25 protein-coding genes and 1 tRNA gene are annotated in these 25812 nt (G+C 37.6%); 10 read left to right on the forward strand and 16 right to left on the reverse strand.

The annotated features are described in order from the left end of the window. Window positions 1-4: 4 nt before the first annotated feature. The 3 genes from AC04QZ_RS07060 to glmM form a co-directional block, all read right to left on the reverse strand. Entirely contained in the window at window positions 5-208 is a 204-nt protein-coding gene (locus tag AC04QZ_RS07060) for a hypothetical protein (protein ID WP_086547104.1), read from the reverse strand. Between the two features lie 1405 nt (window positions 209-1613). Beyond that, window positions 1614-2762 carry a cysteine desulfurase family protein gene (locus AC04QZ_RS07065; RefSeq protein ID WP_478357162.1) on the reverse strand — a complete coding sequence of 383 codons (1149 nt, stop codon included), beginning with the start codon at window positions 2760-2762 and terminating at the stop codon, window positions 1614-1616. 133 nt (window positions 2763-2895) lie between these two features. Then, window positions 2896-4281, reverse strand: a complete 1386-nt coding sequence (glmM, locus tag AC04QZ_RS07070; RefSeq protein WP_086547107.1) for a phosphoglucosamine mutase — start codon at window positions 4279-4281, stop codon at window positions 2896-2898. Between the two features lie 340 nt (window positions 4282-4621). Between glmM and AC04QZ_RS07075 the strand changes: the two genes are divergently transcribed. The 6 genes from AC04QZ_RS07075 (at window position 4622) to AC04QZ_RS07100 (ending at window position 8719) form a co-directional block, all read left to right on the forward strand. Then, window positions 4622-5353, forward strand: coding sequence for a class I SAM-dependent methyltransferase (locus AC04QZ_RS07075; RefSeq protein WP_478357163.1), 732 nt, complete (start codon window positions 4622-4624; stop codon window positions 5351-5353). Next, the gene (locus AC04QZ_RS07080) at window positions 5350-5913 is read left to right on the forward strand and encodes a phosphatase PAP2 family protein (protein ID WP_478357164.1); all 564 of its coding nucleotides are present in this window, start codon (window positions 5350-5352) and stop codon (window positions 5911-5913) included. Before AC04QZ_RS07075 ends, AC04QZ_RS07080 begins: the two co-directional genes overlap by 4 nt. A gap of 3 nt (window positions 5914-5916) precedes the next feature. Further along, a complete protein-coding gene (locus tag AC04QZ_RS07085; RefSeq protein ID WP_086547111.1) occupies window positions 5917-6633 on the forward strand; it encodes a ZIP family metal transporter in 717 nt (238 codons plus the stop codon). Between the two features lie 136 nt (window positions 6634-6769). Beyond that, window positions 6770-7375 carry a Uma2 family endonuclease gene (locus tag AC04QZ_RS07090; protein WP_478357165.1) on the forward strand — a complete coding sequence of 202 codons (606 nt, stop codon included), beginning with the start codon at window positions 6770-6772 and terminating at the stop codon, window positions 7373-7375. Between the two features lie 66 nt (window positions 7376-7441). Further along, window positions 7442-8047 (forward strand): Uma2 family endonuclease, encoded by a 606-nt coding sequence (locus tag AC04QZ_RS07095; protein WP_478357166.1) that lies wholly within the window; start codon window positions 7442-7444, stop codon window positions 8045-8047. A gap of 66 nt (window positions 8048-8113) precedes the next feature. Beyond that, window positions 8114-8719 (forward strand): Uma2 family endonuclease, encoded by a 606-nt coding sequence (locus AC04QZ_RS07100; protein WP_478357168.1) that lies wholly within the window; start codon window positions 8114-8116, stop codon window positions 8717-8719. Between the two features lie 53 nt (window positions 8720-8772). Here the strand turns inward: AC04QZ_RS07100 and AC04QZ_RS07105 are convergent, their stop codons facing one another. The 8 genes from AC04QZ_RS07105 to AC04QZ_RS07140 form a co-directional block, all read right to left on the reverse strand. Next, window positions 8773-8916, reverse strand: coding sequence for a C1orf53 family protein (locus AC04QZ_RS07105; protein WP_162799929.1), 144 nt, complete (start codon window positions 8914-8916; stop codon window positions 8773-8775). A gap of 77 nt (window positions 8917-8993) precedes the next feature. Further along, complete coding sequence (locus AC04QZ_RS07110) at window positions 8994-9935, reverse strand: exonuclease (RefSeq protein ID WP_478357169.1); 942 nt, start codon at window positions 9933-9935, stop codon at window positions 8994-8996. A gap of 43 nt (window positions 9936-9978) precedes the next feature. Beyond that, window positions 9979-10596: a dephospho-CoA kinase gene (gene coaE, locus AC04QZ_RS07115; protein WP_478357170.1), complete on the reverse strand. Its 618-nt coding sequence runs from the start codon at window positions 10594-10596 to the stop codon at window positions 9979-9981. Further along, window positions 10596-11543 (reverse strand): YbbR-like domain-containing protein, encoded by a 948-nt coding sequence (locus AC04QZ_RS07120; protein ID WP_478357171.1) that lies wholly within the window; start codon window positions 11541-11543, stop codon window positions 10596-10598. The genes coaE and AC04QZ_RS07120 overlap by 1 nt, the downstream gene beginning before the upstream one ends. A gap of 119 nt (window positions 11544-11662) precedes the next feature. Next, the gene (yajC, locus tag AC04QZ_RS07125; RefSeq protein ID WP_086547117.1) at window positions 11663-11983 is read right to left on the reverse strand and encodes a preprotein translocase subunit YajC; all 321 of its coding nucleotides are present in this window, start codon (window positions 11981-11983) and stop codon (window positions 11663-11665) included. 63 nt (window positions 11984-12046) lie between these two features. Beyond that, the gene (locus AC04QZ_RS07130) at window positions 12047-12505 is read right to left on the reverse strand and encodes a DUF1573 domain-containing protein (RefSeq protein ID WP_478357172.1); all 459 of its coding nucleotides are present in this window, start codon (window positions 12503-12505) and stop codon (window positions 12047-12049) included. Between the two features lie 2 nt (window positions 12506-12507). Beyond that, complete coding sequence (gene nusB / locus AC04QZ_RS07135) at window positions 12508-13458, reverse strand: transcription antitermination factor NusB (protein WP_057933473.1); 951 nt, start codon at window positions 13456-13458, stop codon at window positions 12508-12510. Window positions 13459-13508: 50 nt separating this feature from the next. Next, complete coding sequence (locus AC04QZ_RS07140; protein WP_086547119.1) at window positions 13509-14597, reverse strand: Glu/Leu/Phe/Val family dehydrogenase; 1089 nt, start codon at window positions 14595-14597, stop codon at window positions 13509-13511. A 579-nt stretch (window positions 14598-15176) separates the two neighbouring features. On the opposite strand from AC04QZ_RS07140, the gene AC04QZ_RS07145 reads away from it, so the two are divergent. Further along, a complete protein-coding gene (locus AC04QZ_RS07145) occupies window positions 15177-16967 on the forward strand; it encodes an ABC transporter ATP-binding protein (protein WP_478357173.1) in 1791 nt (596 codons plus the stop codon). A 79-nt stretch (window positions 16968-17046) separates the two neighbouring features. Beyond that, window positions 17047-17370 (forward strand): DUF3276 family protein, encoded by a 324-nt coding sequence (locus AC04QZ_RS07150; RefSeq protein ID WP_029275977.1) that lies wholly within the window; start codon window positions 17047-17049, stop codon window positions 17368-17370. 71 nt (window positions 17371-17441) lie between these two features. Here the strand turns inward: AC04QZ_RS07150 and AC04QZ_RS07155 are convergent, their stop codons facing one another. Beyond that, entirely contained in the window at window positions 17442-17906 is a 465-nt protein-coding gene (locus tag AC04QZ_RS07155; RefSeq protein ID WP_086547121.1) for a hypothetical protein, read from the reverse strand. A 187-nt stretch (window positions 17907-18093) separates the two neighbouring features. Between AC04QZ_RS07155 and ychF the strand changes: the two genes are divergently transcribed. Next, window positions 18094-19194, forward strand: a complete 1101-nt coding sequence (ychF, locus tag AC04QZ_RS07160) for a redox-regulated ATPase YchF (protein ID WP_086547122.1) — start codon at window positions 18094-18096, stop codon at window positions 19192-19194. Between the two features lie 361 nt (window positions 19195-19555). On the opposite strand, the gene AC04QZ_RS07165 is transcribed toward ychF, so the two are convergent. Continuing rightward, window positions 19556-20170 (reverse strand): HAD hydrolase-like protein, encoded by a 615-nt coding sequence (locus AC04QZ_RS07165; RefSeq protein ID WP_478357174.1) that lies wholly within the window; start codon window positions 20168-20170, stop codon window positions 19556-19558. Between the two features lie 9 nt (window positions 20171-20179). Next, window positions 20180-21556 (reverse strand): magnesium transporter, encoded by a 1377-nt coding sequence (gene mgtE, locus AC04QZ_RS07170; RefSeq protein ID WP_478357175.1) that lies wholly within the window; start codon window positions 21554-21556, stop codon window positions 20180-20182. Window positions 21557-21850: 294 nt separating this feature from the next. Here mgtE and AC04QZ_RS07175 point away from each other — a divergent pair. Next, window positions 21851-21925, forward strand: a tRNA-Arg gene (locus tag AC04QZ_RS07175). 241 nt (window positions 21926-22166) lie between these two features. Here the strand turns inward: AC04QZ_RS07175 and AC04QZ_RS07180 are convergent. Further along, window positions 22167-24656, reverse strand: a complete 2490-nt coding sequence (locus tag AC04QZ_RS07180; RefSeq protein ID WP_478357176.1) for an outer membrane beta-barrel protein — start codon at window positions 24654-24656, stop codon at window positions 22167-22169. Window positions 24657-24659: 3 nt separating this feature from the next. Next, window positions 24660-25796, reverse strand: coding sequence for a PepSY-associated TM helix domain-containing protein (locus AC04QZ_RS07185; RefSeq protein WP_478357177.1), 1137 nt, complete (start codon window positions 25794-25796; stop codon window positions 24660-24662). Window positions 25797-25812 lie beyond the last annotated feature (16 nt).

The following is a 25812-nucleotide window of genomic DNA, read 5'->3' on the forward strand; positions in this document are numbered from 1 at the left end:
GCAATTATATTCCCGAACCCGGTGTGGTGCCCGGCTCGTGCCCCGGACCAAACGAATTGTTTTTACGGTCTTTATCTTTATTAAACAAATTGGTTGACACTTTTGATGATTTGTTTTCATCTAATGTTCTATCCGCTTTAATATCTTCTGCTGTTTTATCAAGTAAATCGTTTTCAACAACTTTACCTTTTTCTTTATTTGTTTCCATAGTATTGTAAATTGATGTATTAAAGAAACAAGTGAAAAATAAGATTGTTTTTCTTAGTTGTTTTGGGAATGGGATTATTGCTGACCAATTTCTGGTCTTAGTGAGACGCTAAGACCTCAGACCTATCAATTAATCTTGTTCTTTACGTTTCAGTAGAAAAAATAAAGTCTTAGCGAGACGCTAAGACTAAGTGCAGTAGCAAAAATAAAGTCTTAGCGAGACGCTAAGACTAGTGCGATACAATCACATTGGTTGTTTGGTAATCAACCAAAGCGTTAACGCATCACACAAAGAAGTATCTGCCTCTCCTCAGAAAAGCCACTTGTATAAATTAATTATGTTTATCTGTCGCAATTACAACATTGCTCCGGGAAGTTTTCCTAATTCATGAATGCAACCGAAAGAATGAAATCTTCTTTTATGGATTTTGTTGAAATGATTTGAAGATTCAAACGAAAATGGATTAAGGATAAACTTGTAAATGTGTTTCCTTTCTTCATTTAATTTTTCTTCCTGCTTCGCGTTCTCTAGATTTTGATTTTTTTGGCTCTTTTCCATGACGATATAGATTGTTGAAAACATGGTTAGTTTTCAGGGTTAACAATTTTAATCAGAATGCCTTTCTAACTGCACAATGCATAAGTAAAAAAAGCTATTAAAAATTTGCTTAACCTTATACCACGGGGAATTTGATAAGGTTTCGTTCTGGAACTACATTAAAATGGCGTGGATTGCCTTTATCTTAATTAAATATAAGTTTTATTTCTGAGTTTTGCAAGAGTTTTTTATAGCTTAAATAGTGAGTAGCAGATGAATTCAAAATTGATTGTTTATTTTGGAAATCAGCCACAGTGCCGTTAGGCTAATACCGTCCTGCTCTTCACTTTACTTCGCTACGCTCCATGTTCGTTCCGATCAGGTTTAGGTGGCACAGCCAGTATAACTATTTGGGGTTGTAAGGTGCAGAGTAGATCAGGCGCCATACCATTAAACCCTCAATAGCAGTACTGGTTTCAGTTTGTAAATCTGATTGAAATGGAAAACCCGCAGTCCGATTTTCATCGGGCGAGGATTTGAAATGGAAAGCAGGACTAACCTTAAAATGAAATGCTGTCTTTGCTTTCCAAAAAAAATCGTGATTAAAATTTTTTCCTACAAAAAAGTTCCAATTTTCATTGAGACTTTCCTATCGATTCAATTATGGTTATTGTTTTGGAAATCAAGCATAGTGATATTTAGGCAGGTAAAGTCCTGCTCTTCACTTTACTTCGTGTTCGTTCCGATCAGGTTTAGGTGGCACAGCCAGCATAACTATTTGGGGCTGCAAGGCGCAGAATAGATTAGGCGCCATGCCAAAAAAAAGTCCCAACTTTCATTGAGACTCTCCTATTTGGTTGATGATATTTTAAGCTAAAGCATTCTGCTTGACTACCATTTTAACTTTTTCGATTACGTAATCTAACTCTTCTTTTGTAGTGTATTTGCTAAATGAGAAACGCACCGAAGGACGGTTCGGATCGGCATTGATACCATTTAACACATGCGAACCAATATTTGAACCAGAAGAGCATGCACTGCCGCCAGATGCACAGATACCATTGATATCTAAATTAAACAACAACATATCGGCCATATCCATCTCCGGAAACGATACATTTAATACTGTATACAAACTTTTATCGGCCTCGGTTTCGCCATTAAAAGCAATTCCAGGGATTTCGGCGATTAATTGTGTTTTCAGATAGTCTTTTAAGCCCTGAATATAGGTCTGATGCTGATCCATTTCTGCATAAGCAATTTCTAAAGCCTTTGCCAAACCCACAATACCGTAAACATTTTCTGTACCACCGCGCATGTTACGCTCCTGTGCACCACCATAAATCATCGGTGGAATTTTAATGTTACTGTTTACATACAAAAAGCCAACGCCTTTAGGTCCGTGGAGTTTGTGTGCTGCGCAAACAATAAAATGTGCTTTAAGTGCTCTTACATTGTGCGGATAATGCCCCATGGTTTGCACCGTATCGGCATGGTAAATGGCATTGTATTTTTCGCAGATATCGCCAACTTTAACCATATCAGTCAATGTACCCAACTCATTATTGGCATGCATTAATGAAACGAAAGTACGCTCATTGTTTTGAAGCAGTTCTTCTAAATGGTTATAATCGATATTCCCTTTTTCGTCGATATTAACGAAACTTAATTTATCAATTTCACCATTTTTAAGCATCGTATTTAAGGTATGCTCAACAGCGTGGTGTTCTATTTTTGAAGTAATGGCATGTTTAATTCCATAGGCTGAAATTCCACAACGGATAGCTGTATTATCAGCCTCGGTACCTCCGGAAGTAAAAAATATTTCGGATGGAGATGCATTTAACAGACCAGAAACGGTTTTACGGGCTTTCTCTACAAGCGTTCTCACCTCACGACCAAGCGCATGAATGGCAGATGGATTACCGAAATAGTTTTCCATCACGTTTGTCATTTCTGCGATTACTGCCGCATCTAAAGGCGTTGTGGCCGCATTATCTAAATAGACCCTTTTCATTTCTACGAATATTTAAAAGTTAGTGTGTTGCGGAAGCAGCATTTTTAAGCACAGCCTCCATTTTAAATGGTAAGGGTTTAATCGTTTTATTAAACCCTTACCAGTATGCTTCAACCCTAAAATCCTCTAGGGATTAAAGGTGTAATATTTCTTTAATGTCAGAAATAATTTTGTTTGCCAAATTCTCGGCAATGGTTTCATTTTCTGCCTCACTGTAAATCCTGATGATTGGCTCAGTGTTCGAACGGCGCAAATGTACCCAAGTTTTATCAAATTCTATCTTCAAACCATCAATTGTACTGTATGGCTGATTTTTATATTTCTCTTCTACCTGTTTCAACAAATTATCGATATCCATTTCTGGTGTAAGGGTAATCTTGTTTTTAGAAATGTGGTATTGCGGATAACTGCTTCTCAATACTGAAATTGATTTACCAAATTTAGCTAAATGCGTTAAAAATAAGGCAATGCCAACTAAGGCATCTCTGCCATAATGCGATTCAGGATAGATAATTCCACCATTTCCTTCACCACCAATAATAGCGTTGGTCGCTTTCATTTTGTTTACTACATTCACTTCTCCAACTGCCGATGCATTATACTCAGCGCCTGCACTTTCAGTTACATCGCGTAAAGCACGTGTTGATGAAAGGTTTGAAACGGTATTTCCCGGCGTATTTTTCAATACATAATCGGCAACTGCCACCAAAGTATATTCTTCCCCAAACATACTGCCATCTTCGTTTACAAAACATAAACGGTCAACATCCGGATCAACAACAATACCTAAATCGGCATTTTGTTTCTGAACCTCTTTCGATATTTCAGTTAAATTTTCAGGAAGTGGCTCAGGATTGTGCGGAAAATGTCCGTCTGGTGTACAATATAATTCTACCACCTTACTTACGCCTAAAGCTTTTAACAAAGCAGGGATAAAAATACCGCCAGTTGAATTTACACAGTCGATTACGACTTTAAAATCGGCTTTTTTAATGGCCTCAACATCAACCAATGGTAATGCTAAAACTTTATCGATATGTTTTTGAAGGTAGGTATCGTTTTTAATTACTTTACCTAATTTATCTACATCAGCAAAATCAAAATCAGCACTTTCTGCCAAATCTAAAACTTCTTTTCCATCAGCATCGCTAATAAATTCTCCGCTGGCATTTAATAATTTTAGGGCATTCCACTGTTTTGGGTTATGGCTTGCGGTTAAAATGATTCCGCCGCCGGCTTTTTCATCAGGTACGGCTACTTCTACAGTTGGCGTAGTAGATAAACCTAAATCGATTACCTCAATGCCCAGGCCTTGTAAAGTTCCGATAACCAGGTTATTCACCATCTCACCCGAAATACGGGCATCGCGACCTAAAACTATTCTTTTATTGCCTGTTTTTTGCACCACCCAGCTACCAAAAGCAGCGGTAAATTTCACAATATCAAATGGGGTTAAGCCGTCTCCAGCTCTTCCGCCAATGGTTCCTCGTATTCCTGAAATTGATTTTATTAAAGTCACTGTATATAATTTAATTGAGGCTCAAAAATAAGAAAAAAAACAAGATAGCTGCTATTTTGCCGAGCTTCTGCAAGTTAATTTACATTGTTTTTATATCTATTTATGCGATCAGTTTTATATGATTGGCTGAAGCATTAAAAACAAACGTGTGTTTAATTGAAAAGCTTAATCTGATTTTTATTGCCAATTTTTTTTGCACGAATTATGGCTTCATTTACCATACTATAAAAAATCGATTCATAATATTCTTGCAACTTTATTGCATAAAAACATATTCTAACTTTACTAGCGATTGTAAAACCTTATATTTGCATCTTTTTAAGATACAAACGGCTTTTATATGCAGCGCAAGTGGTTTCAATATTGGTTCAATTCGCCATATTATCATATTCTTTATCAACAACGAAATGATGCTGAAGCCGAGTTTTTCATCGATAAACTTACGCAATTTCTACACCCAAAGACGGATGCTAAAATGCTGGATATTGCCTGTGGCAAAGGCCGGCACTCCATTTATCTGAACAAAAAGGGATTCGATGTTACCGGAATAGATTTATCAGAACAAAGCATTAAATACGCCAAGCAATTCGAAAACAGCAAATTACACTTCCTCGTTCACGATATGCGAAGGTTGTTTTACATCAATTATTTTGATGTGGCTTTAAACTTATTTACCAGTTTTGGTTATTTTGATACAGAGAAAGACCACGTAAATGCGCTTAAAACTTTTCGCAAGTGTTTAAAAGCCGAAGGTATTTTGGTGCTCGATTATTTTAATACGGAAAAGATCATCCGCAATTTAAATTCCTGCGAAACGAAATCACTTGATGGTATAACTTTCAACATCACCAAAAATGTTATTGATGGGAAAATTATTAAAAAGATAAATTTCGAAGACAAACAAAAGGTCTATAATTTCGAAGAGCGGGTACAGGCATTTAGTTTTGAAGATTTTGAACGCATGTTGAACAAGGCCGGGATGGTTATCGAAAAAGCCTTTGGCGACTATGGTTTAGCTGATTTTGACGAAAATAGCTCAGACCGGTTAATTTTAATCTGTAAAAAAGCATGATAGAAAGCATTCAGCAACTTGATGTAGAATTGTTTTTGAAAATCCACCGTGGGCTTTCCAACAGCTTTTTCGACTGGTTGATGCCTTTAATGCGTAACCGTTTCTTTTGGTCGCCATTTTACCTTTTTATTGTTGTGTTTTGCATCAAGCAGTATAAAAAACAAGGTTATTACATTATTGGCATGGTACTTTTCACCTTCGCTATGGGTGATTTAATTGCCTCGAGGGTGATAAAACCTTTGGTATCTCGCGTGAGGCCATGCAATGATTTAAGTTTAACGAACGACATCATCCACCGTGTACCTTGTGGAAGTGGCTTAAGTTTCCCTTCTGCGCACGCTACCAATCATTTTGCTATAGCTGTTTTTTTAATCTGCATTTTTTATAGCCGCTGGAAACCTATTTTACCTATTGGTATCTGCTGGGCATTTATTATCAGTTTTGCGCAGGTATATGTTGGTGTGCATTACCCTGTTGATGTAACCACCGGCGCGCTGTTAGGCATAACAATAGGCATTATCTGTTCTAGAATATTTAAAAAATTACAACCTGATTTTTAACTTATGGAAATCTGGAAACTCTGTGTACTCTTTTTCTGTGCCTTTTTAGGTGGAACCGCTATATTTTTGGTGAAAAGTGATAAGTCTAAATTACTTAAGCTAATTTTATCTTTTAGTGGTGCCTATCTATTTGCCATTACGGTTTTACATTTAATTCCTGATGCCTACAGCGGCCCCGATAAATGGCAAATTGGTGTTTTTATCCTTATTGGTTTCTTATTACAAATTTTCCTGGAGCAATTTTCAGAAGGTGTAGAACATGGCCACATCCATAAACATCACGACGGGCATGTTTTTCCATTTGGGATTATGATCAGTTTGTGTTTACATGCTTTTTTAGAGGGAATGCCATTAGCAAAAGAACAGCATAACGAATTGATTTTCGGAATTTCTTTACACCACATTCCGGCTGCTTTTGCACTGGCCAGCATATTAATGCAGAACCATTTCAAAAAAAGCAGCATTATATTTTACCTGATTGTGTTTGCCATTATGGCGCCTCTGGGCTTTTATGTAAGTGTTGGCTTAAGCAATGGTACTATTGGAGGCATTGATGCTTATTTCAATAAAATTATGGGCATTGTAATTGGTATTTTCCTACATATTTCTACCACCATCTTATTCGAATCGAGTGCCGATCATAAAATCAATACCCGCAAAATGATTGCTGTTTTATTGGGGATTGGTGTAGCATTGATTGGTTTCTTTGCGGGACATTAATTCAGTGGGCAGTTCTTAGTTGCCAATTTGCAGTTAACCGATTTAAACAGTTAACCGATTAACCAACCAATAACCGTTTTAAACACTTAATCGTTTATAATATTTATCCCTACGTAAAACATCTGTAAATTCGTATATGGATGATATTGTAAATGAACCTGCTGTAGCCTATCACAAAAGGCATTATACTGTTGAGGAATACCTGGAGATGGAAAAAGCATCGACAGTAAAACATGAGTATTTTCAGGGTGAAATATTTGCCATGTCTGGCGCGGCTTTTAACCATAATCTAATATTTTCAAATGTTTTCGGGCTTCTTTTTTCAAAATTAAAAGGTTCGAAATGCATACCATTTGGAAGTGATATGAGAATGAATATCCCGGAAAACACTTTATTTACTTATCCAGACATTTCTATCTATTGTGACGAAATTAAACATTTAACAGAAGACAAAGACACTATACTGCAACCAACGATAATCATCGAAATTCTATCTCCATCAACCAAAAATTACGATAGAGGCAAAAAATTCAAGCTGTATAAAGATATTCCATCGTTACAAGAGTACATTATGATCGATTCTGAATCTGTGTTGGTAGAGGCTTATTATATTAATGATGAACAAAACTGGATACTCAATAAGCACAAAGAGGTTTCTGATAGGCTAAGGCTTGCTTCGATGGGGTTTGATATAGCTTTAAGTGATATTTATAACCATGTTTCTTTAAGCGCTGTAATGTGATTTCCTCCGCAACTTCAATTCGCTATTAAAACAATTAACCTTTAGGGCAAATTCACTAAATTGATTATGGATGAAATTGTAAATGAACCTGCTGTAGCCTATCAAAAAAGGCATTATACTATCGAGGAATACCTGAAGATGGAAAAAGCATCGATAGTAAAACATGAGTATTTTCAGGGAGAGATATTTGCCATGTCTGGCGCGGCTTTTAACCATAATCTAATATTTTCAAATGTTTTTGGGCTTCTTTTTTCAAAATTAAAAGGTTCGAAATGCATACCATTTGGAAGTGATATGAGAATGAATATCCCGGAAAACACTTTATTTACTTATCCAGACATTTCTATCTATTGTGACGAAATTAAACATTTAACAGAAGATAAAGACACTATACTGCAACCAACCATAATCATCGAAATTTTATCTCCATCAACCAAAAACTATGATAGAGGCAAAAAATTCAAGCTATATAAAGATATTCCATCATTAAAAGAATATATTATGATTGATTCAGATTCTGTGTTGGTAGAGGCTTATTATATTAGTAATGAAAAAAACTGGATACTTAATAAACATGAAGAGGTTTGTGATAGGCTAAGGCTTGCTTCAATGGGGTTTGATGTAGCTTTAAGTGATATTTACAGCCATGTTTCCTTTAACACTGCAATTTGATTCCATTCGCAACTGCAATTAACTATTAAAACAATTAACCTTTGGGGCAAATTCACTAAATTGATTATGGATGAGATTGTAAATGAACCTGCTTTAGCCTATCAAAAAAGACATTATACTATTGAGGAATACCTGGAGATGGAAAAAGCATCAACAGTCAAACATGAGTATTTTCAGGGTGAGATATTTGCCATGTCTGGCGCTGGTGATAATCATAACGAGATTTTTAGCAATGTTTTTGGAGAAATAGCATATAAACTTAAAGGCAAGCCATGCAGACCTTACGGAAGTGATAAACGAATGAGCATTCCTGAAAATACATTATTCACCTACCCTGATATTTCCATCTATTGTAATGGATTAAAGCATAGTGAATTTGATGAAGATACCTCGATTTCACCAACTGTAATCATCGAAATTCTATCTCCATCAACCAAAAATTATGATCGAGGCAAAAAATTTAAGCTGTATCAAGATATTCCATCGTTACAAGAGTACATTATGATCGATACTGAATCTGTGTTGGTAGAGGCTTATTATATTGGTGGTGAGCAAAACTGGATACTCAATAAACACGAGGAGATTTCTGATGTACTAAGTCTGGTTTCGATGGGGTTTGATGTAGCCCTAACCGATATTTATGAACATGTTCGCTTTAACAAGGAGAAATGAGTTGCAGACAAAATTGAGAAGCGTGAACTGAAAATTGCCAACTACCAACTGAATCACTTCTTCTCTTTCTTCTTCCCATAACCCCAGGGACAGTGTTTACATTTATTTTTGCAGCAATAACCCCGCTTTAAATGGTAGGCCTCGGTAAAAACCATTAGTCCATCTTCATTAAAGTAAAAATCTTCGCCTTCTTTCATATATTATCAATTAAAGATCCTGAAATAAGTTCAGGATGACGAACAGCCGATATAATGCCACTCTCCAATTATCACAACTAATTGAGTATTTTGACCTCTAGTTTATTTTTAAAATAATCTTTAAGCTGTTTACCGTCACCATGTAAAGTCCATACCTGAGTTGGTTTAACTTTTTCTATTGTTTCTAAAATCGCATCCCAATCAGCATGATCAGAAATATAAAGTGAAATCCCATTTTGTTGCTGCAGATTCTTCCATCCAGAGGCAAAGGCGCGTACTACATTAATTGCCTTATGGTAACTGTGAAAAACCATGGGTGGTACAATATAAACCTGATGTTCCTGATTATTTTTCATCACCTTTCTATCGTACATTTTATAATTTCCTACTCTCATACCATAATCCTCATAGATTTTAACAAAAGGCATAATACTGTGGTGAACCATTATGTTCTTGGTAGGGCAATGCTCATTGAGCAATTGGATTATCCGCTGGCTTTTACCTAAAGCATAAGAACCAAGCATAATATTCGCATGGGTTTCGTTCAGTTTTTTTATTTCGTCTATTGGTGAAGGGTGTTTGGTTTCCGGATTGGCAAAGGTACTCTCCGTAATCAATACATCGGCTTCAACGAATTCGAAAGGCTCACAGGTAGTATCTGGTTCAATCTTATAATCGCCGGTATAAAGGTATTTTATTCCCTTATACTCCATTAAAACCTGTGCAGAGCCCAAAATATGTCCGGCAGGATAAAAAGTAATGGTAACCTCTTTTATTTTGAACGGCTCATGATAACTTTTGGTATAAAAATCAACTGCTGCAAATTTACGGTAACGGTGTTTCATAAACGTTGCTGTAGCAGCCGTACAGTACACATTCTGGCTGCCACCAATAGCATGATCGCCATGGGCATGTGAAACCACTGCTTCTTTAACCGGCTGTTGTGGATCGAGGTAAAAATCGCCGTAAACACAGTACAAACCCGTTGGGGTAATGGTAATGAAATCTTCTAAAATCATTTATAAGGATGAAAGGATTTAAGGATGTTATGATTTAAGTTGATTAAGCCTTGCCGCTCTTAAATTCTTTGGCCGACTTCAGAAATTCCTGGTGTAAAACTAAAACCTGTTCGATTATGGATTGCTGCTCATCATTAAGAATAAAATGATTGGCCATTTTCGATTTTTCTTCGTCACTCAGCTGTTTATCCATACGTGCTTTAACCTGCTCTGCTGTTACCCCGTCACGTTGCATTACCCGCTTCATTTTAATTTCGTAAGGAGCCGTAACCAGGATAGTGGTATCGCAGATCTTATAGGAACCACTTTCGAAAAGCAAAGCAGCTTCTTTAAGCGTATATGGAGTATTAGGTGGTATGGTTTCTTCCCAGGCATCAAATGCCCTAAAAACTGCAGGATGAACCAGTGCATTTAATTTTGCAAGTTCTTCTTCATTGTTAAAAACGATATCAGCAATGTGTTTGTTATTTAACCTTCCATCGTCGAGATAACTTTCTTTTCCGAAAGTAGCTTTAACTCCCTCCACCAACAAAACATCTTTGCACATGATTGCTTTGGCAACGGTATCGGCATAAAAAACCGGAATTCCCAACACTTCAAAAACCTTGCAAGCCGTGGTTTTGCCACTGCCTATACCGCCTGTAATACCGACTTTATACATTATTTTTCTACAATGAAATCTATTTTAGAAGGAACAACGCTCACCAATTTACAATAATCAGGAAACTCGGTTATTTTTACTTTAAACTGGTGATGCCTTAAATTTTGCCATTCATCAACATCAATAGTAGCCGTAATAAAACTCTCATCAACCTGATCGTAATTACTTAACGCCACTAAAAACGAAACCTTAACCTTTTTTGGATAAAGTTTAATGCTGTTATAGCTTCTATTATTGGTAATTTTTAATGGTACTTCAATCGTTTTCTCAGTAAATTCATCAACAGGGAGTTTAACCTCTACAGATGATGGATAAATGCTTACATTTTTATGGATACTATGCTGCAAAGCTACTCTGGTTGTACTGCTACTCTGTATTTTATCCTGTTTAAGGGTATCGGTGGGCCAGAATTTTATTTTTGAAAGCTCTTCTAAGGGACCGGCTACCTTCACATATTTAGGGTTGAGGACAATTTCGCTGGAAATGCCATACTGTTTTACAAAACTCAGTTTATCAACTAATTTTACCGGCACTTTTTTCACTACACGTTTGGTAAAATCGAAATACAGGGTATCGGGTTTAACAGAAATTACCTTTTGTGTACTTTCTAACTGCCTGTTGATGTTAAACAGCTGATCGGAAAAAACAATAAAATCTTTGGTATTGAGCTGGCTCAGATTAACAGAAACAGAAGGCGGACTGATCCTTAAACGGGCAAATAATAATTGCCAGCCTGTTCCTTCTACCTGTAAATCTATTGTATCAGACTGTAAGGGATAAAATGCTCTTTTGGTAGGTGTATTTTTAAAAACTAAAACTGTTTTCGCTACATAAATATATTTGTTGTTTAATGCCATAAAAAGCCATGCAGCTATAGCCAGCAGCAAGCAGGCCAATAAGCTAAATACACGTCTTTTTTCAATCTTCGTTAACCTAATGAAGGGCATAATAAATTAATGTTAGCGGTAAGCTGGAAAAATATTATCCAAAATGCATTTAATCAAATGTAGTAAAACAAAAACAGTCCCGAAAGTTTTCGGGACTGCACTTAAATTTTATTAATTTATTAGGCTTTAGGCGCTGCAACTGCTTTGGTTGCATCTAAAGAAACTGCCGATTTATCGAAACGGATCTTTACACCACCTTCAACCTCAATTAAAAAAGTAGTTTCGTTCATATCGGCGATACGACCGTGAATACCTGCGGTAGTTACAATTTTATCACCTTTTTTTAATTCTTCAACCAATTTTTTATGGTCTTTAGCTTTTTTAACTTGCGGGCGGATCATGAAAAAGTAGAAAACTACCATGATGAGTACCATTGGTACAATTGTAGTTAGCATGTTACTACCACCTGCTGCTGCCTGTAATATTACTGTTGATGTCATTTCTTATTTATTTGTTTTTTTGTGAATAGTTGGTCATCCATGTTTAACAGATGATCGACCAATTTATTTTTTAGCAAGTACCTCTCCTACCAAATGAACAGTGGTTACCGTTGGATTTGCATTTGATGTTACGGTTACTACCTTATCTTGCATGCCCATTTTACCTTCGCTATTAAAAACTACGCTAATCACCCCTTCTTTACCTGGCAAAATTGGTTCGCCTGGTACCTGCGGAATGGTACAGCCACAAGTTGCGGTTGCATTTGAAACAATAAGCGGACTTTTACCTGTATTTTTAAGTTTAAAATCGTGCTTAACCTTTTCACCCTGGGTTATTTTACCGAAATCGAAAATATCGCGTTCGAAAACAATAACAGGGGCATCAGCAGGGGCAACTTTAGCTGTTTTTGATGTATCGTTGCCAACCGAAACAGCTGTAGCAGTTTCGGTAGTCTGATTATTTGCATTACGACATGCTGCGAATGAAAGTGCAGCAATAGCCAGGATAAATGTTCTTTTCATTTTTAATCTTCGATTAATCCGCGGCCAATCTTTTTAATGGTGTTGTTTTTCTTAAGATCGCCTAAAATTTTGTCTAAAATACCGTTAATAAATGAATTACTCTTCGGTGTACTGTAATCTTTTGATAACTCTAAATATTCGTTGATGGTTACTTTAACCGGAATAGATGGAAAGTTTAACAATTCGCAAATGGCCATTTTCATCAAAATGGTATCCATTAATGCAATACGTTCCGATTCCCAGTTTTTGGTTCTATCAGCGATCATTTCCTGATATTTTGCATCATTTTGTAAAGTATGTACAAAAAGATCCTGAACAAATTTGCTGTCTTCTACCCAATCGGCACTAATTTCAGTCAATTTATTTTTGAAAGGATCTTCGGATGTAAAGTTTTTCAAGGTTTTAGCGACCATACCTTTCATCACTTCGTGATCTACCTGCCAGTTGATAAATTTCTCTTCAAAAACCTGCAAAATGGCCTGGTTTTTTAAGATGATTTTCCTGAAAATGTATTTGATGATATCTTTTGATGATTCTAAACTTTCGTTTGGATCGGCCAGATAATCGGCATATTCTTTTGATGCTTTTAACGAATTGTAAACTGTTTTACGGATTTCCGGATCGAAACCCCAGTCTACTTTATATTTTTTTACTGCAGATACGTACTCAGGGTTCTGCTGCATTAAAACGCTAAACTTATTGTGTAGCAATTTCATGTTAGGATTAATATCCTCTGCTGTTTTAATAAACTTATTTGCGCGCTCTGCAGCGTCGTTAGCAGTAAATTCGGTAACTTCTACCATTAAAGATAACATCCAGATGTACATTTCGTACACGCTATCGATGCTCTGCATTAAAGTTTTCAAATCACCTTTAATGTCTTTTTTGTCTGCCATGTGCCAAGCAAAAATATTTTGCAAAGCTTTGATTCTTAAGTGCCTTCTGTTTAACATGAATGTAAGAACGAGTGTGGTTTTTTAAAACCTGTTTTAATAATTATGATTTAATATGACGATTTAATTTTTTTAACATCTGCAATGCGTTTCTCGGCGATGCGGTTGGCTGCAATATTTGTTGATATATTTTCGGTTTTGCTTAACTTAATTACACTGCGTGTAGCATCGTAAATATTCTCGGTAAGCTGTACAGTACGTTTTTTACCAAAACCTGTTAACTCCGAATAACAGGAAATCAATCCACCGGCATTAATTAAATAATCAGGTGCAAATAAAATCCCTTTCTTCAACAGCAATTCGCTATCTAAAACTTCATCTTTTAACTGATTGTTTGCTGAACCTGCAATAATAGCAAACTTCATTTTTTCGATGGTTTTGTTATTCACCGTAGCACCCATGGCACACGGCGCATAAACATCGGCATCAGTTGTAAAAATTTTATCGGCTTCGATTGGCTTTGCCTTATATTTCCGGGCAACGTAAGTGAGTTGTTCCTGGTTAATATCGCTGATCAAAACCTCGGCGTTTTCTTTTCTTAACAGTGCAACCAGGTGCTCACCAACATTTCCGATGCCTTGAACCACAATGGTTCTCCCGGCTAGCATATCGGTACCGAAAACTTCTTTAACACTGGCTTTAATGCCTAAATACACACCTTGTGCAGTAAAAGGAGCCGGATTGCCGGCACCACCGATTGACTCGGGAACACCAGTAACATAATTGGTTTCCATACGGATATATTCCATATCGCGTGTGTTGGTACCCATTTCTTCTGCCGTAATGAATTCGCCATTCAGGTTCTTAATAAACCTGCCGTAGCTACGCATTAAAGTTTCTGTTTTATCTTTCCTGGAATCGCCAATGATTACACCTTTGCCACCGCCCAGGTTCAACCCAGTGATGGCTGCTTTGTAAGTCATACCCCGCGATAAACGCAGTGCATCTTCTAAAGCTTCGCCTTCGGTGCTATAACTCCACATGCGTGTTCCGCCTAAAGCCGGCCCCAATGTGGTATCGTGTATAGCAATAATTGCTTTTAAACCTGTATCTGGATCGTTGCAAAAAACCAATTTTTTATGGCCATAGGCACTTAATTGATCTAAAATTGAAAAATCTGACGGAGAATTTGCTGGCATATTGAACGTTCGGCTAACCTGCTGCAAAATTAAAATAAAAAACCATTATTACACCTATTTAACGAAACTATAACAAAATTAATTCGGTTCTGGATAAATTTAATAAGCCTATGAGATTATTAAAACGTTATAGGTTAAGGTAAATCATAAAAAAAACGTGGTTAAATTCACTAATGTTTGGTTCGTGGGACACGAACCAAGGCATGAGAATGAGGTGATGAGGTAAACATTCAATGATTTTCAGTTTCCATAACTAAAACTGACAACAGATTTTACTGAACCAAGAGCCACAATCTCATGTAAAATAAACCTGATAGGAATGTAAAGCCCGATTCTTCATCGGCTTGAAATGGATAGCAGGGCTGATCTACCCAAAAAGCACCAAACCTTGCTTTTCAAAATAATATTGACCACCTAAGTCGCCTGAGAATACTTTAGCGATATGGTTTAGGGCTCTCATTAATCTAGCTACTTTACATCATCCATTTTACATCCTCAAGTGTCATTAATTTTTAAAGCTTAGGCCAGAACAGATAAATATGCATTATGAAATAACAAAATTAGCTAAGTTTGTATGGAATGAAACATTTAAGCCGATTAAACAAATACTTTCTTAAATACAAATGGTGGATTATACCCGGAAGTATTTTCGTGGTGATTTCTAATATTTTTGGCGTAGTGCCTGCCCAGGTGATTGGTTATGCCGTTGATTTGATTACCGAAAACATTCAGATATTTAATCTTTTTTATGGTTTCGATCGGCAGGCCATTATTTACGATATTTTTAGCAGCAATCTTTTATTTTTTGGCTTGCTGGTTATTGCACTTTATTTATTGCGGGGGCTGTTTCTGTTCTTTATGCGCCAAACCATTATTTTAATGTCGCGGCACATAGAGTTTGATATGAAAAACGATATCTACCAGCATTATCAGGAACTGAGCTTAGGCTTTTACCGCCGGAATAATACCGGCGATTTAATGAACCGTGCTACAGAAGATGTTAACCGGGTGAGGATGTATGTTGGTCCGGCGATTATGTACACGATTAACACCTTTGTGTTATCGGTGCTTATTATCTGGTCGATGTTTGATGTAAATGCCAAACTGGCCATTTATTGCCTGTTGCCCCTTCCCTTTCTGGTGGTGATTATCTATTACGTAAACACGCTGATCTTTAAAAAAAGCGGAAAGATACAGGAACGTTTATCAGATCTATCGAGTTTTGTACAGGAGCGTTTCTCGGGCATTAGGATCATTAAATCCTATGTTCGTGAAGATTATACGCGAGACATGTTCTCCATCCAGAGTAACGATTATAAAAAAGATTCGATGAGTTTGGTAAAAGTATCGGCCCTGTTTTATCCTACTATGCTTCTATTAATTGGGCTGAGTACCATTTTAACGATATATATTGGTGGCATCCAGGTAATGAATGGCAGTATTACGGCAGGGAATATTGCCGAATTTATCATTTACATTAACCAGTTAACCTTTCCGGTAACCATGCTGGGCTGGGTTACTTCTTTAATCCAGCGGGCTGCTGCATCGCAAAAGCGGATAAACGAGTTTTTAGATATCCCATCCGACATCCAATCGAAAGAAAGTGCAGAAATTGAGCTTACCGGTAAAATCAAGTTCGACCAGGTGAGTTTTACTTACCCGGATACCGGCATTGAAGCTTTAAAAGACGTGAGTTTTGAGATTAATAGCGGCGAATTTGTAGCCATTATCGGAAAAACAGGCTCCGGGAAATCGACATTGGCGAATCTGATTATGCGGATGTATGATGTAGAAAATGGCGCCATTGATATTGATGGAAAGAACATTAAGGCCTTAAATTTAAAAGATTATCGTGAACAGATTGGCTTTGTACCTCAAGAGGTTTTCCTTTTTTCGGATACGATAAAAAACAATATAGCCTTTGGTTTAGACAGTGTTACCGATGAAGAAGTGCATGCGGCAGCAAAAAATGCCTCGGTTTATACCAACATTATCGACTTCGAAGAAAAATTCGAAACCATGCTGGGTGAGCGTGGAATAACCCTCTCAGGCGGCCAAAAACAACGCGTTTCTATCGCAAGGGCATTGATTAAATCGCCGAAGATTTTAATATTTGATGATTGTCTTTCGGCGGTTGACACGAAAACCGAGGAGGAAATACTGCAAAACCTGGGTAAAATTATGGCCGGAAAAACAAGTATTTTAATTGCCCACAGGATTTCGACCATTAAAAATGCAGATAAGATTTTAGTACTGGATAACGGCAAAATCATTGAACAAGGCACACACAATGAATTACTTAGTTTAAATGGCAGCTATACCGAGCTTTATAACCACCAACTTTTGGAGGAGGAAACCCGAACTATTTAAATTGTGATAAAATTGTATTTTGAACTTTAAATATTTGCTTTATATTTACCGAAACCAAAAACCAACATCAATACCAACCATGGGAGAATTCGACAACAAGGAAAGAGAAGAAGTTTTTTCAAAGAAAGTAAGAGCAGGTAAGAGAACTTATTTCTTCGACGTGAAGGCTACTAGATCGGGTGATTATTATTTAACAGTTACCGAAAGTAAGAAAAGATTAGAAGACGGTGTGTTTGTAAAACATAAAATCTTTTTATACAAAGAAGATTTCGAAAAATTTGCAGAAGGACTAAATGAAACTGTTGATTACATCAAAACTCACCAGGATGTGGTTGAAAAACGTTATGAATATTCTGAAAATGGAGAACATAGCACTAAAGCAAGCGACGATTTTACTTTTTAAGTAATTATAATTTCAATAAAAAAAGCCTCCCAATTTTTAAAATCAGGAGGCTTTTTTACTTATATGCCTTTTTATTTGATACCTACAGTGCTAACGGCTACGGCAAGAATGAGCAGAAAATAACTCACTAAAAATACAATGGTGAGTACGCCCCAAAATTTAAAAAGTGATTTAACATTTGCAATGGCATCGTTTAAGTTTTCCTGATCGCCAAACAGCACACCTTGTTTGCCTTTAGCTGAAAAACGTAACAACAGCAAACTTGGATAAAAAAAGAGTAAGGCCAACAGCAGGTAAAATATAGTGATTCCAGTTGCCCCGATACTGGCCAGAGGCCCTAACTGATTAAGCATTGCAGGATTTGCCGTTATTGCTGCTCCTATTCCAAATGAACTTAAAGTTAAAAATGCCGAGATAACAAAACCGACTACGGATAAAAATCTTGCCCATTTACTCATATCGTAAAGGTAGCTCCGCATTTCTTCGGTAACAACCAATTTCACTTCCTGGGGCACTTCATTTTCAAAATCTTCCATTTATCTCTATCTATTTTGGGCTAAACTTAGATAAAATATAGATTTGATACAATAGCAAGGGTTTAAATAAAGGTTTTAAAAGCTTATCTTTGCGCGGATTTTAGCGGGGACGGGAGATGGAAAATGTAAGCTGGATGATGATTACCGACTAAAGACTGTGGACTAAAGACTTAAAGACTAATAAATAATGGCATTACAATGTGGTATAGTTGGTTTACCAAATGTTGGAAAATCGACTCTTTTTAACTGTTTATCAAATGCAAAAGCGCAGGCTGCAAACTTTCCCTTTTGTACTATTGAGCCCAACGTTGGCGTAATTACAGTACCTGATGATCGATTAACCAAACTGGCTGAGCTGGTTAAACCAAACAAAGTACAACCGAATACTATTGAGATTGTAGATATTGCAGGTTTAGTAAAAGGGGCATCGAAAGGTGAAGGCTTAGGAAACCAGTTTTTAGGAAATATCCGTGCGACCAATGCCATCATTCACGTTTTACGTTGCTTTGATGATGGAAATGTAATCCATGTGGATGGTTCTGTTGATCCGATCCGTGATCGGGAAATTATTGATACTGAGCTACAGCTTAAAGATTTGGATACCGTTGATAAACGGATTCAAAAAGTTGAGAAAATGGCTAAAACAGGTGGTGATAAAGATGCTAAACGTACTTATGAAATTTTAACGGTTGTTAAATCTCATTTAGAAAGTGGTAAATCGATCCGTACGGCACCATTGGCTCAGGAAGATTTTGATTTTATTGAAGATTTAGGTCTGCTTACGCAAAAACCGGTGATGTATGTTTGTAATGTTGATGAAGCATCGGTAATTAACGGCAATAAATACGTTGATTTAGTTAAAGCTAATGTTGCAGATGAAAATGCGGAAGTTTTAGTGATCTCTGCTAAAATTGAATCAGAAATTGCAGAACTGGATAGCTACGAAGAGCGTCAGGAATTTTTAGCTGATTTAGGTTTAACCGAATCGGGCGTGAACAAATTGATCCGTGCCGCTTATAAATTATTAAATCTGTACACTTATTTCACCGCTGGCGTGCAAGAAGTTAGGGCCTGGACGATTACTAAAGGGTTTACAGCACCACAGGCTGCCGGCGTTATCCACACCGATTTCGAAAAAGGATTTATCCGTGCGGAGGTGATCAAATACAACGATTTCGTAACCTTAGGTTCTGAAAACGCCTGTAAAGATGCTGGTAAATTAGGTGTTGAAGGAAAAACCTATGTAGTGGAAGATGGCGACATTATGCACTTCAGGTTTAATGTTTAAGCCCCTAAATCCCCTAAAGGGGACTTTGAATAACATAGAGCCATTCGCAAGAGTGGCTTTTTTTTGCCGTTTTTTTGCCACTGAGGCACGGAAATCACGAAAAACCAGTCTATTGTCACGCTGAGTGGAGTCGAAGCGCATAGGAAAGGTAAATTAAACACAGATATCCAGCAAGCAGTTTGACATGAAAGATCCTGAAATAAATTCAGGATGACGAATGCTTCAGGATGACGAAGGCAGGAGGAGTAAGCTTTAGCAAGACCTACCTACATTGCTTTTCAAAAAACTCAAATTTTTCATCCGGAGTTGACAACTTACAGGCAAGGCTGCCCAGGAAGTTGTCAACGCTAAATGCTATTGTTTAAATCTCCAACCCGTAAGCAGCTAATTGCACTTTGGTATCTTCGTAATCGGTATGGTGGATGCCTCTCAAGCCCAAACCTTCGGCAACCTGTACAAAAAGCATACGATCGTCGATGTACAAACTCGTTTCTACGTCGCTCTGCGAAATATCGATAGCTACTTTAAAAATATCAGCATCGGGTTTACGGAAATGTACAAAGCTTGATGACACGAAGAAATCGACAAATTCATTCAGTTTAAAGGTATTGATGCGGTATTGGTTTAACTCCCTGCCCTCGTTGCTGATGACGGCTACCTTTAGGTTGTATTTCTTTTTTAAATCGCAGATCAACTGAATCATTTCCGGATAAGGAAGTGATTTTTTGAACATAAATTCTTTAAAATCATCGTAGGTAAAACTCCGTTCTTCGAAGAAAACAATGCGTTCCAGGTATTCATCAAGGGTTAGTTTACCTACCTCATAGGTATCGAAGGTAAGGTGATGGCGTTCTTCGAGATCAACCGAATCGAGGTTAAAAAGTACTGAAGCTTCTCCCCTTGCATGCCTGTCCCAGCCGTTGGTTAACAAAACACCACCGATATCGGTAAAAAGTGTGGTAATTTTCTTTTGCATAATTTAGATTTAAAGTAAAACGCCTTTTAAAAACAGAACAGCAAAGCTGAAATAAATAATCAATCCCGTAACATCAACAAGGGTTGCTACAAATGGAGCAGATGAGGTTGCAGGATCGGCTCCCAGTTTTTTTAATAAAATCGGCAGCATAGAGCCACTTAACGACCCCCAGAGCACCACAAAAACCAAAGAAACGCTAATGGTAGCAGCAATTAAAATCCAGTGTTCTCCATAAACATTGGGTACGGCCAAATGCCATACAAAAATGCGTAAAAATCCGATGAGGCCTAAACATAAACCCAGTAGAAAACCTGATGTAATTTCCCTGTTCATTACACGCCACCAATCTTTTATGGTTACCTCGCCAAGCGCCATTGCCTGAATAATCAGGGTTGAAGCCTGAGATCCGCTATTCCCTCCACATGAAATAATCAGCGGAATAAATAATGCGAGTACGGTAGCTTTATGAATTTGTCCTTCGAAAAAACCCATTGCGGTAGCGGTAAGCATTTCGCCAACCATTAAAATGGCCAGCCAGCCAACACGTTTTCTTACCAGGTTAAATATTGAAGTATCGAGATAAGGTTCATCCAAAGCCTCGGTACCCCCAATTTTGTGCATATCTTCGGTATATTCTTCGTTGGCAATCCACAAAATATCATCAACGGTAACAATCCCCAAAAGAATGTTATTCTCGTCTACTACAGGTAAAGCCACACGGTTATTCATCCTGAAGATATTGATGGCATCTTCCTGAGGATCGTTGGCTTTTAAGGCAATGAAACGTTTATCGGTAAGTTCGCCGATAATGGCTTCAGGATCGGCCAGTAAAACCTCGCGAATCCTGATATCATCCAGCAACACGCCTTCTTTATCAATCACGTACACAACGTCGATGGTTTCGGAGTTTTTTCCATAACGCCTGATGTGCGCCAATACCCTGGTGATAGACCATTCGGGTTTTACGGCGATATAATCGGGCGTCATTAAACGGCCAATACTATCTTCTTTATAACCAAGGAGTGCAAGTGATTCTTTACGTTCTTCAGGCGGTAAAAGCGTAATCATTTTTTTCACCACATCACCTTTTAATTCGCTGAAAAGTGCGGTACGGTCGTCGGGCGGCAGATCTTTGATGATCTGATTCAGTTTATTGCCCGAAAGTTTTTTAATGATGCGCTCCTGGGTAGGAAAATCCAGAATCCGGAAAACATTTACGGCCCGGTTGAGGGATAAGGTTTCGATAAATTTAGCTGCATATTGTGGAAGTTCATCAATCAGTTCTTCTACATCCGAAATATTCAGTTGATCGAGATATTGCTTTAAAGCCTTATCATTTTCTTTTTCAAGCAGTTCCTGAATCTCTTCCACAACCAATTCTTCCATAAACAAAATTTAATTTATTACATGCCTAATCCTCTATTAACGGTTCGCAAAGGTGCATTTTTATTTCCTAAAAAGCCAACGGTGTACCTTTAAAATTAGCCAAAAAGGATTCTTAAATTAAAAATAAAGAGGAATAAACTCATTCTGCCTGCACTTGTCGTTATGATTTAATCATTTTTTAACATAAAAGATAGCTCAACAGCAGGAAGTTAATTTTATCAGGTATTTACCGATTAAAAATAGGCTTGATTTTTTAATGAAATGATTTTGATTTTTCTATATTTGCAGCCTTATGCTCCCGTAGTTCAATGGATAGAATTATGGTTTCCGGTACCATCGATATGAGTTCGAATCTCGTCGGGAGCACCAAACGAGACAAATCAGTTTAAGCTGTTTGTCTCGTTTTTTTGTTTAACACCTCCCTGCTAATCAGAGATATTAACACTAACTCATTCCTTTCAGGCATTCGAAACCTCCATCACGCAGCAGATTTTTCAGGCGAAATTGAGGCTATTGTCTGCCAAATTGGGTGTTCCAGCGAAAATGATCATAGGTTTTATATTTACCAGATTGCAAAAAAATATCGCACAAGAGGGCAATTTCCACATTTTTATATTCCTCCCTTTACCCTGTTCTGGATATCATCATTTCCCCTTTTGCGTTCTTTTGTACTGAAAGAATTACCAAAACGATAGGAGAATGAAAGCATTACCCTCCGCCCATCAACATTTACATGGCTATACATATCTATATTCTGGTACCTGGTAATCTGTTTGTATTGGCTCGACTGAAAAATATCGTTCACTAAAAGTTTTAGACTGGCTTTGTCTTTTAACAGATTTTTTTGAAACGCCGCTGAAACGGAATGATAAGATTTTTCGGTAGAAATGCCATAAACTGATTTCGAATGATAATATGCATTTAACTCTGCACTATAACCACCCCCAAGTTTAAATGAGTTTTGGGTATTGATGGTAAAACTAACCTGACTGTTTTTGAATGCTCCGGAATCTTCACCACCACGATAAATATTGTTGTAAATATTGGCAAAATTTGTTGCTGTCCACCAGCTGAAATAATTAGTCTGACCGGTAAAACTAACACCATAATTAACCAGACTCTTCAGATTCTGCGGACGTTCGTAAGTCGTGTTCAGGTTATCAATCTGACCCGATACCCAGGTTATGACATCAGTAGTTCTGCTATAATTTAAGGCAGTGGTATACTTGCTTTTAAAAATATGGCTCAATACGATGTTTTGTGTTAGTTCGGGCGTTAAATATGGATTTCCTTCGTAGTATAAAAGTGGATCTCTAAATACCCTGAACGGGTTTAAATCGCCATAATCAGGCCTTTGTACCCTACGGCTATAGGCCAGCTGGAACTGGTTATTTTCGCCTGCTGTCTTATTCAGTGCCAAATTTGGGAACAACTGAAAATAATTTCTTTTAATTAGCGATCCGGTTGTAACCTGATTGCCCAAAGTATGGGTATACTCTCCTCTTAAACCCAACTGTAGGGTAAAGCTTTTAAATTCGCGGTTAAGATTTAGGTAAGCGGCATGGATCTGCTCTTTGTATTTAAAATAGTTACTGCCCGCAGGATCGTACACCCAGGCACCATCCGTTAAATTTTGATAAACCAGGTTATTATCGGAAGTTATAAATGAACTTTTCAAGCCGCTCTCGATTTTGATGGCCTTACCCAATTGATCGGTATAATCTACCTTACCTACATACACATCGGTTTTAGCCGGAACATAACCTTTTCTATTGCTGGTTTGCGCAGGAGCAGATACATCAGGTGCAGTGTAAGTATCTAAATTTAACCTGGAAGTAAAACTGTTACTGGCAAAATCTACATCGGCACTAAATGTTCTGGCTTCTTTTTTAAATTTATGCAGGTAGTTAAGGTTGTATGTTAAATTGCTCCAGTGCTGCTGATCATAATTGGTGGTGGCCATATCAGACTGGATAATGCCCTGCTGACTTTGCAAAATATTACTCGTTTGACTATCGTGCAGGTATTTACCAATGTTCCCATTTACAAGAAAACCAATGGCGTTCTGCGGATCTAAATCTACATCCATTCCTACCCTGAAATTGTTGGTATTTAAGGGTTCGTTTGTTTCGGTATGTTGATTAGAAATCCGGTCGTAATTACCTGCTACATGGCCATTATTATAAAACCGTCTGCTAAAATCGAGGTATTCGATTTCGCCGCGGTAAGCATAATTATAGCTTCCATACACGTTAAAACCTGCATTTTTGTAATTAAGGTTAAAACCCGATCCATATCTTGCCTTTCGACCCAAACCACCATTAACAGCAAGCGATCCATTCAGGCCTTTCATCTGGTTTTTCTTCATCACAATATTAATAATACCAGCATTACCTGCAGCATCATATTTGGCGGAAGGATTGGCCATAAGCTCAATTTTAGAAACAGATGCCGAATTAGTTCCTTTTAGCAATACACTTAATTCTGCCGGAGAAAGATAGGTTAGTTTTCCGTTGATCATCACGTTAACACCGGTCCTCCCTTTTAACGATATTTTACCTTCGTCGTCTACTTTAATGCCAGGTATGCGTTGCAACAATTCCAAAGCCGTATTTCCTTCAGATAGAATGCTGTTTTCCACATTGATGGTCATCTTGTCTATACTTTGTTCGATTACCTTTTTTTGAACGGAAATGTTTACAGCGTTTAAAGTCTGTGCATCCTCTATTAATTTCAATCGTCCTAAACCGATTACCCTGTGCTGAATACTAATCTGGATCACATCGGTATGATGCGTGATATAACCCATATTAGAAATTTTAACACGATAGCTACCATGTTGCAGTGCCGGAAAGGAAAAACGCCCCAACGAATCGGTCAAAGTTCCTTTTATACCTTTCCCATCTGCATCTTGCAGGGCTACAGAGGCAAATTCTACGGGGCTACCGTTTTCCATCACTACAATGCCACTGATGGCTGAATCGGTCTGTGCACAAACAGGTTTACTCCATAAAAAGCAGAGCACCAGCGGAAAAATATAAGACAATAATCTACTAACATCAGGTTTTTTACCTGAAGCAAAGGATAGGAATCTGCACATAAATTAAGCTTTTAAGGGTATAGGGATGTTTTTATTCTTTTTAGGTTTTTTCTTCTTTTTACCCCACCAGATATAAAATCCGGTAATGGGTAAACTGGCGCAAATGAAGCTCACCAGAAAGAAAATAATTTTTGTGGTAAGTCCACCGATTTCACCAACATGCAAACCATAATTAGAGCGTCTGATCCAGGAAGCCAGATTTTCATCACGGAGTCTTTTATTTGAGGCGGGTAATTCTTTTAAGCTGTGCTGATCTAAATAAACATCGCGCCAGGTCCCTTTATACATATCGGTACATACATAAATGGCTTCTGATACTTTCTCCGGAAAATGTAGGATGATTTCGAAGGGACGATGTTCGGCAATTTCGTAAACTCCTTTTTTCCATGCACGGTCTACCTGAAGAAGAACATTCGATTGAGGGTTTTTAGTGATATCAGATAAAGCTTCAATCCGCTGACCATTTTTGCCTCCTGCCAACCAGAATACACTTTTGTTAAACCAGGCGAAGCTCATCATCAGTCCGGTAAAGGCAAACAAAAGCGCTACAATAATGGAATAGAATCCCAAAACATTGTGCAGATCGTAGTTGATTCGTTTAAATCTGGCACGCCATTTTATTTTAAAACTCTGATCTCTTCCTTTTTTATTCCATTTTTTTGGCCACCATAAAATCAATCCGCTGATGAGCAGCAAGAAAAAGATGAGTGTTCCCCAACCCACCACCTGATGGCCGATTTTTTGGGGTAACCACATGTAAAAATGACCGTCTTTAAAAAACTGGAAGATATCTTTTTCCTTCACCATGGCCACCACTTCTGCAGTATAGGGATTAACATAAACCAGCGAATCCATTTCATGGATACTGAAATGTGCTGTTCTATTTTCGCCATGGTACCATACCGATTCTATCTCCCGCCCAGGCAATGCCTTTTGTACCGCCTGGTACAATACAGAAGGTTTAAGAATAGCTTGCCCGGTAGCTGCAGCTGGTGTTGCATGCAGCCACGGAGCGCTTAAACTTTTTATCTCCTGTTCAAAAACAAGTACACAACCGGTAATCCCCAGCACAAATACTACTATTCCGGAAGCAATCCCAAGCCATAAGTGCAGCCAGGCATTAATCTTTTTAAACGTCATTATAGGGAGATATTCA

The sequence above is a fragment of the Pedobacter folensis genome, from assembly GCF_056490665.1.

What these genes read in the sequence shown, in the direction of transcription:
- AC04QZ_RS07060 (WP_086547104.1), bottom strand. Translation starts at nt 208, where the DNA reads ATGGAAACAAATAAAGAAAAAGGTAAAGTTGTTGAAAACGATTTACTT.
- AC04QZ_RS07065 (WP_478357162.1), bottom strand. Translation starts at nt 2,762, where the DNA reads ATGAAAAGGGTCTATTTAGATAATGCGGCCACAACGCCTTTAGATGCG.
- AC04QZ_RS07075 (WP_478357163.1), top strand. Translation starts at nt 4,622, where the DNA reads ATGCAGCGCAAGTGGTTTCAATATTGGTTCAATTCGCCATATTATCAT.
- AC04QZ_RS07080 (WP_478357164.1), top strand. Translation starts at nt 5,350, where the DNA reads ATGATAGAAAGCATTCAGCAACTTGATGTAGAATTGTTTTTGAAAATC.
- AC04QZ_RS07085 (WP_086547111.1), top strand. Translation starts at nt 5,917, where the DNA reads ATGGAAATCTGGAAACTCTGTGTACTCTTTTTCTGTGCCTTTTTAGGT.
- AC04QZ_RS07090 (WP_478357165.1), top strand. Translation starts at nt 6,770, where the DNA reads ATGGATGATATTGTAAATGAACCTGCTGTAGCCTATCACAAAAGGCAT.
- AC04QZ_RS07095 (WP_478357166.1), top strand. Translation starts at nt 7,442, where the DNA reads ATGGATGAAATTGTAAATGAACCTGCTGTAGCCTATCAAAAAAGGCAT.
- AC04QZ_RS07100 (WP_478357168.1), top strand. Translation starts at nt 8,114, where the DNA reads ATGGATGAGATTGTAAATGAACCTGCTTTAGCCTATCAAAAAAGACAT.
- AC04QZ_RS07105 (WP_162799929.1), bottom strand. Translation starts at nt 8,916, where the DNA reads ATGAAAGAAGGCGAAGATTTTTACTTTAATGAAGATGGACTAATGGTT.
- AC04QZ_RS07110 (WP_478357169.1), bottom strand. Translation starts at nt 9,935, where the DNA reads ATGATTTTAGAAGATTTCATTACCATTACCCCAACGGGTTTGTACTGT.
- coaE (WP_478357170.1), bottom strand. Translation starts at nt 10,596, where the DNA reads ATGTATAAAGTCGGTATTACAGGCGGTATAGGCAGTGGCAAAACCACG.
- AC04QZ_RS07120 (WP_478357171.1), bottom strand. Translation starts at nt 11,543, where the DNA reads ATGCCCTTCATTAGGTTAACGAAGATTGAAAAAAGACGTGTATTTAGC.
- yajC (WP_086547117.1), bottom strand. Translation starts at nt 11,983, where the DNA reads ATGACATCAACAGTAATATTACAGGCAGCAGCAGGTGGTAGTAACATG.
- AC04QZ_RS07130 (WP_478357172.1), bottom strand. Translation starts at nt 12,505, where the DNA reads ATGAAAAGAACATTTATCCTGGCTATTGCTGCACTTTCATTCGCAGCA.
- nusB (WP_057933473.1), bottom strand. Translation starts at nt 13,458, where the DNA reads ATGTTAAACAGAAGGCACTTAAGAATCAAAGCTTTGCAAAATATTTTT.
- AC04QZ_RS07140 (WP_086547119.1), bottom strand. Translation starts at nt 14,597, where the DNA reads ATGCCAGCAAATTCTCCGTCAGATTTTTCAATTTTAGATCAATTAAGT.
- AC04QZ_RS07145 (WP_478357173.1), top strand. Translation starts at nt 15,177, where the DNA reads ATGAAACATTTAAGCCGATTAAACAAATACTTTCTTAAATACAAATGG.
- AC04QZ_RS07150 (WP_029275977.1), top strand. Translation starts at nt 17,047, where the DNA reads ATGGGAGAATTCGACAACAAGGAAAGAGAAGAAGTTTTTTCAAAGAAA.
- AC04QZ_RS07155 (WP_086547121.1), bottom strand. Translation starts at nt 17,906, where the DNA reads ATGGAAGATTTTGAAAATGAAGTGCCCCAGGAAGTGAAATTGGTTGTT.
- ychF (WP_086547122.1), top strand. Translation starts at nt 18,094, where the DNA reads ATGGCATTACAATGTGGTATAGTTGGTTTACCAAATGTTGGAAAATCG.
- AC04QZ_RS07165 (WP_478357174.1), bottom strand. Translation starts at nt 20,170, where the DNA reads ATGCAAAAGAAAATTACCACACTTTTTACCGATATCGGTGGTGTTTTG.
- mgtE (WP_478357175.1), bottom strand. Translation starts at nt 21,556, where the DNA reads ATGGAAGAATTGGTTGTGGAAGAGATTCAGGAACTGCTTGAAAAAGAA.
- AC04QZ_RS07180 (WP_478357176.1), bottom strand. Translation starts at nt 24,656, where the DNA reads ATGTGCAGATTCCTATCCTTTGCTTCAGGTAAAAAACCTGATGTTAGT.
- AC04QZ_RS07185 (WP_478357177.1), bottom strand. Translation starts at nt 25,796, where the DNA reads ATGACGTTTAAAAAGATTAATGCCTGGCTGCACTTATGGCTTGGGATT.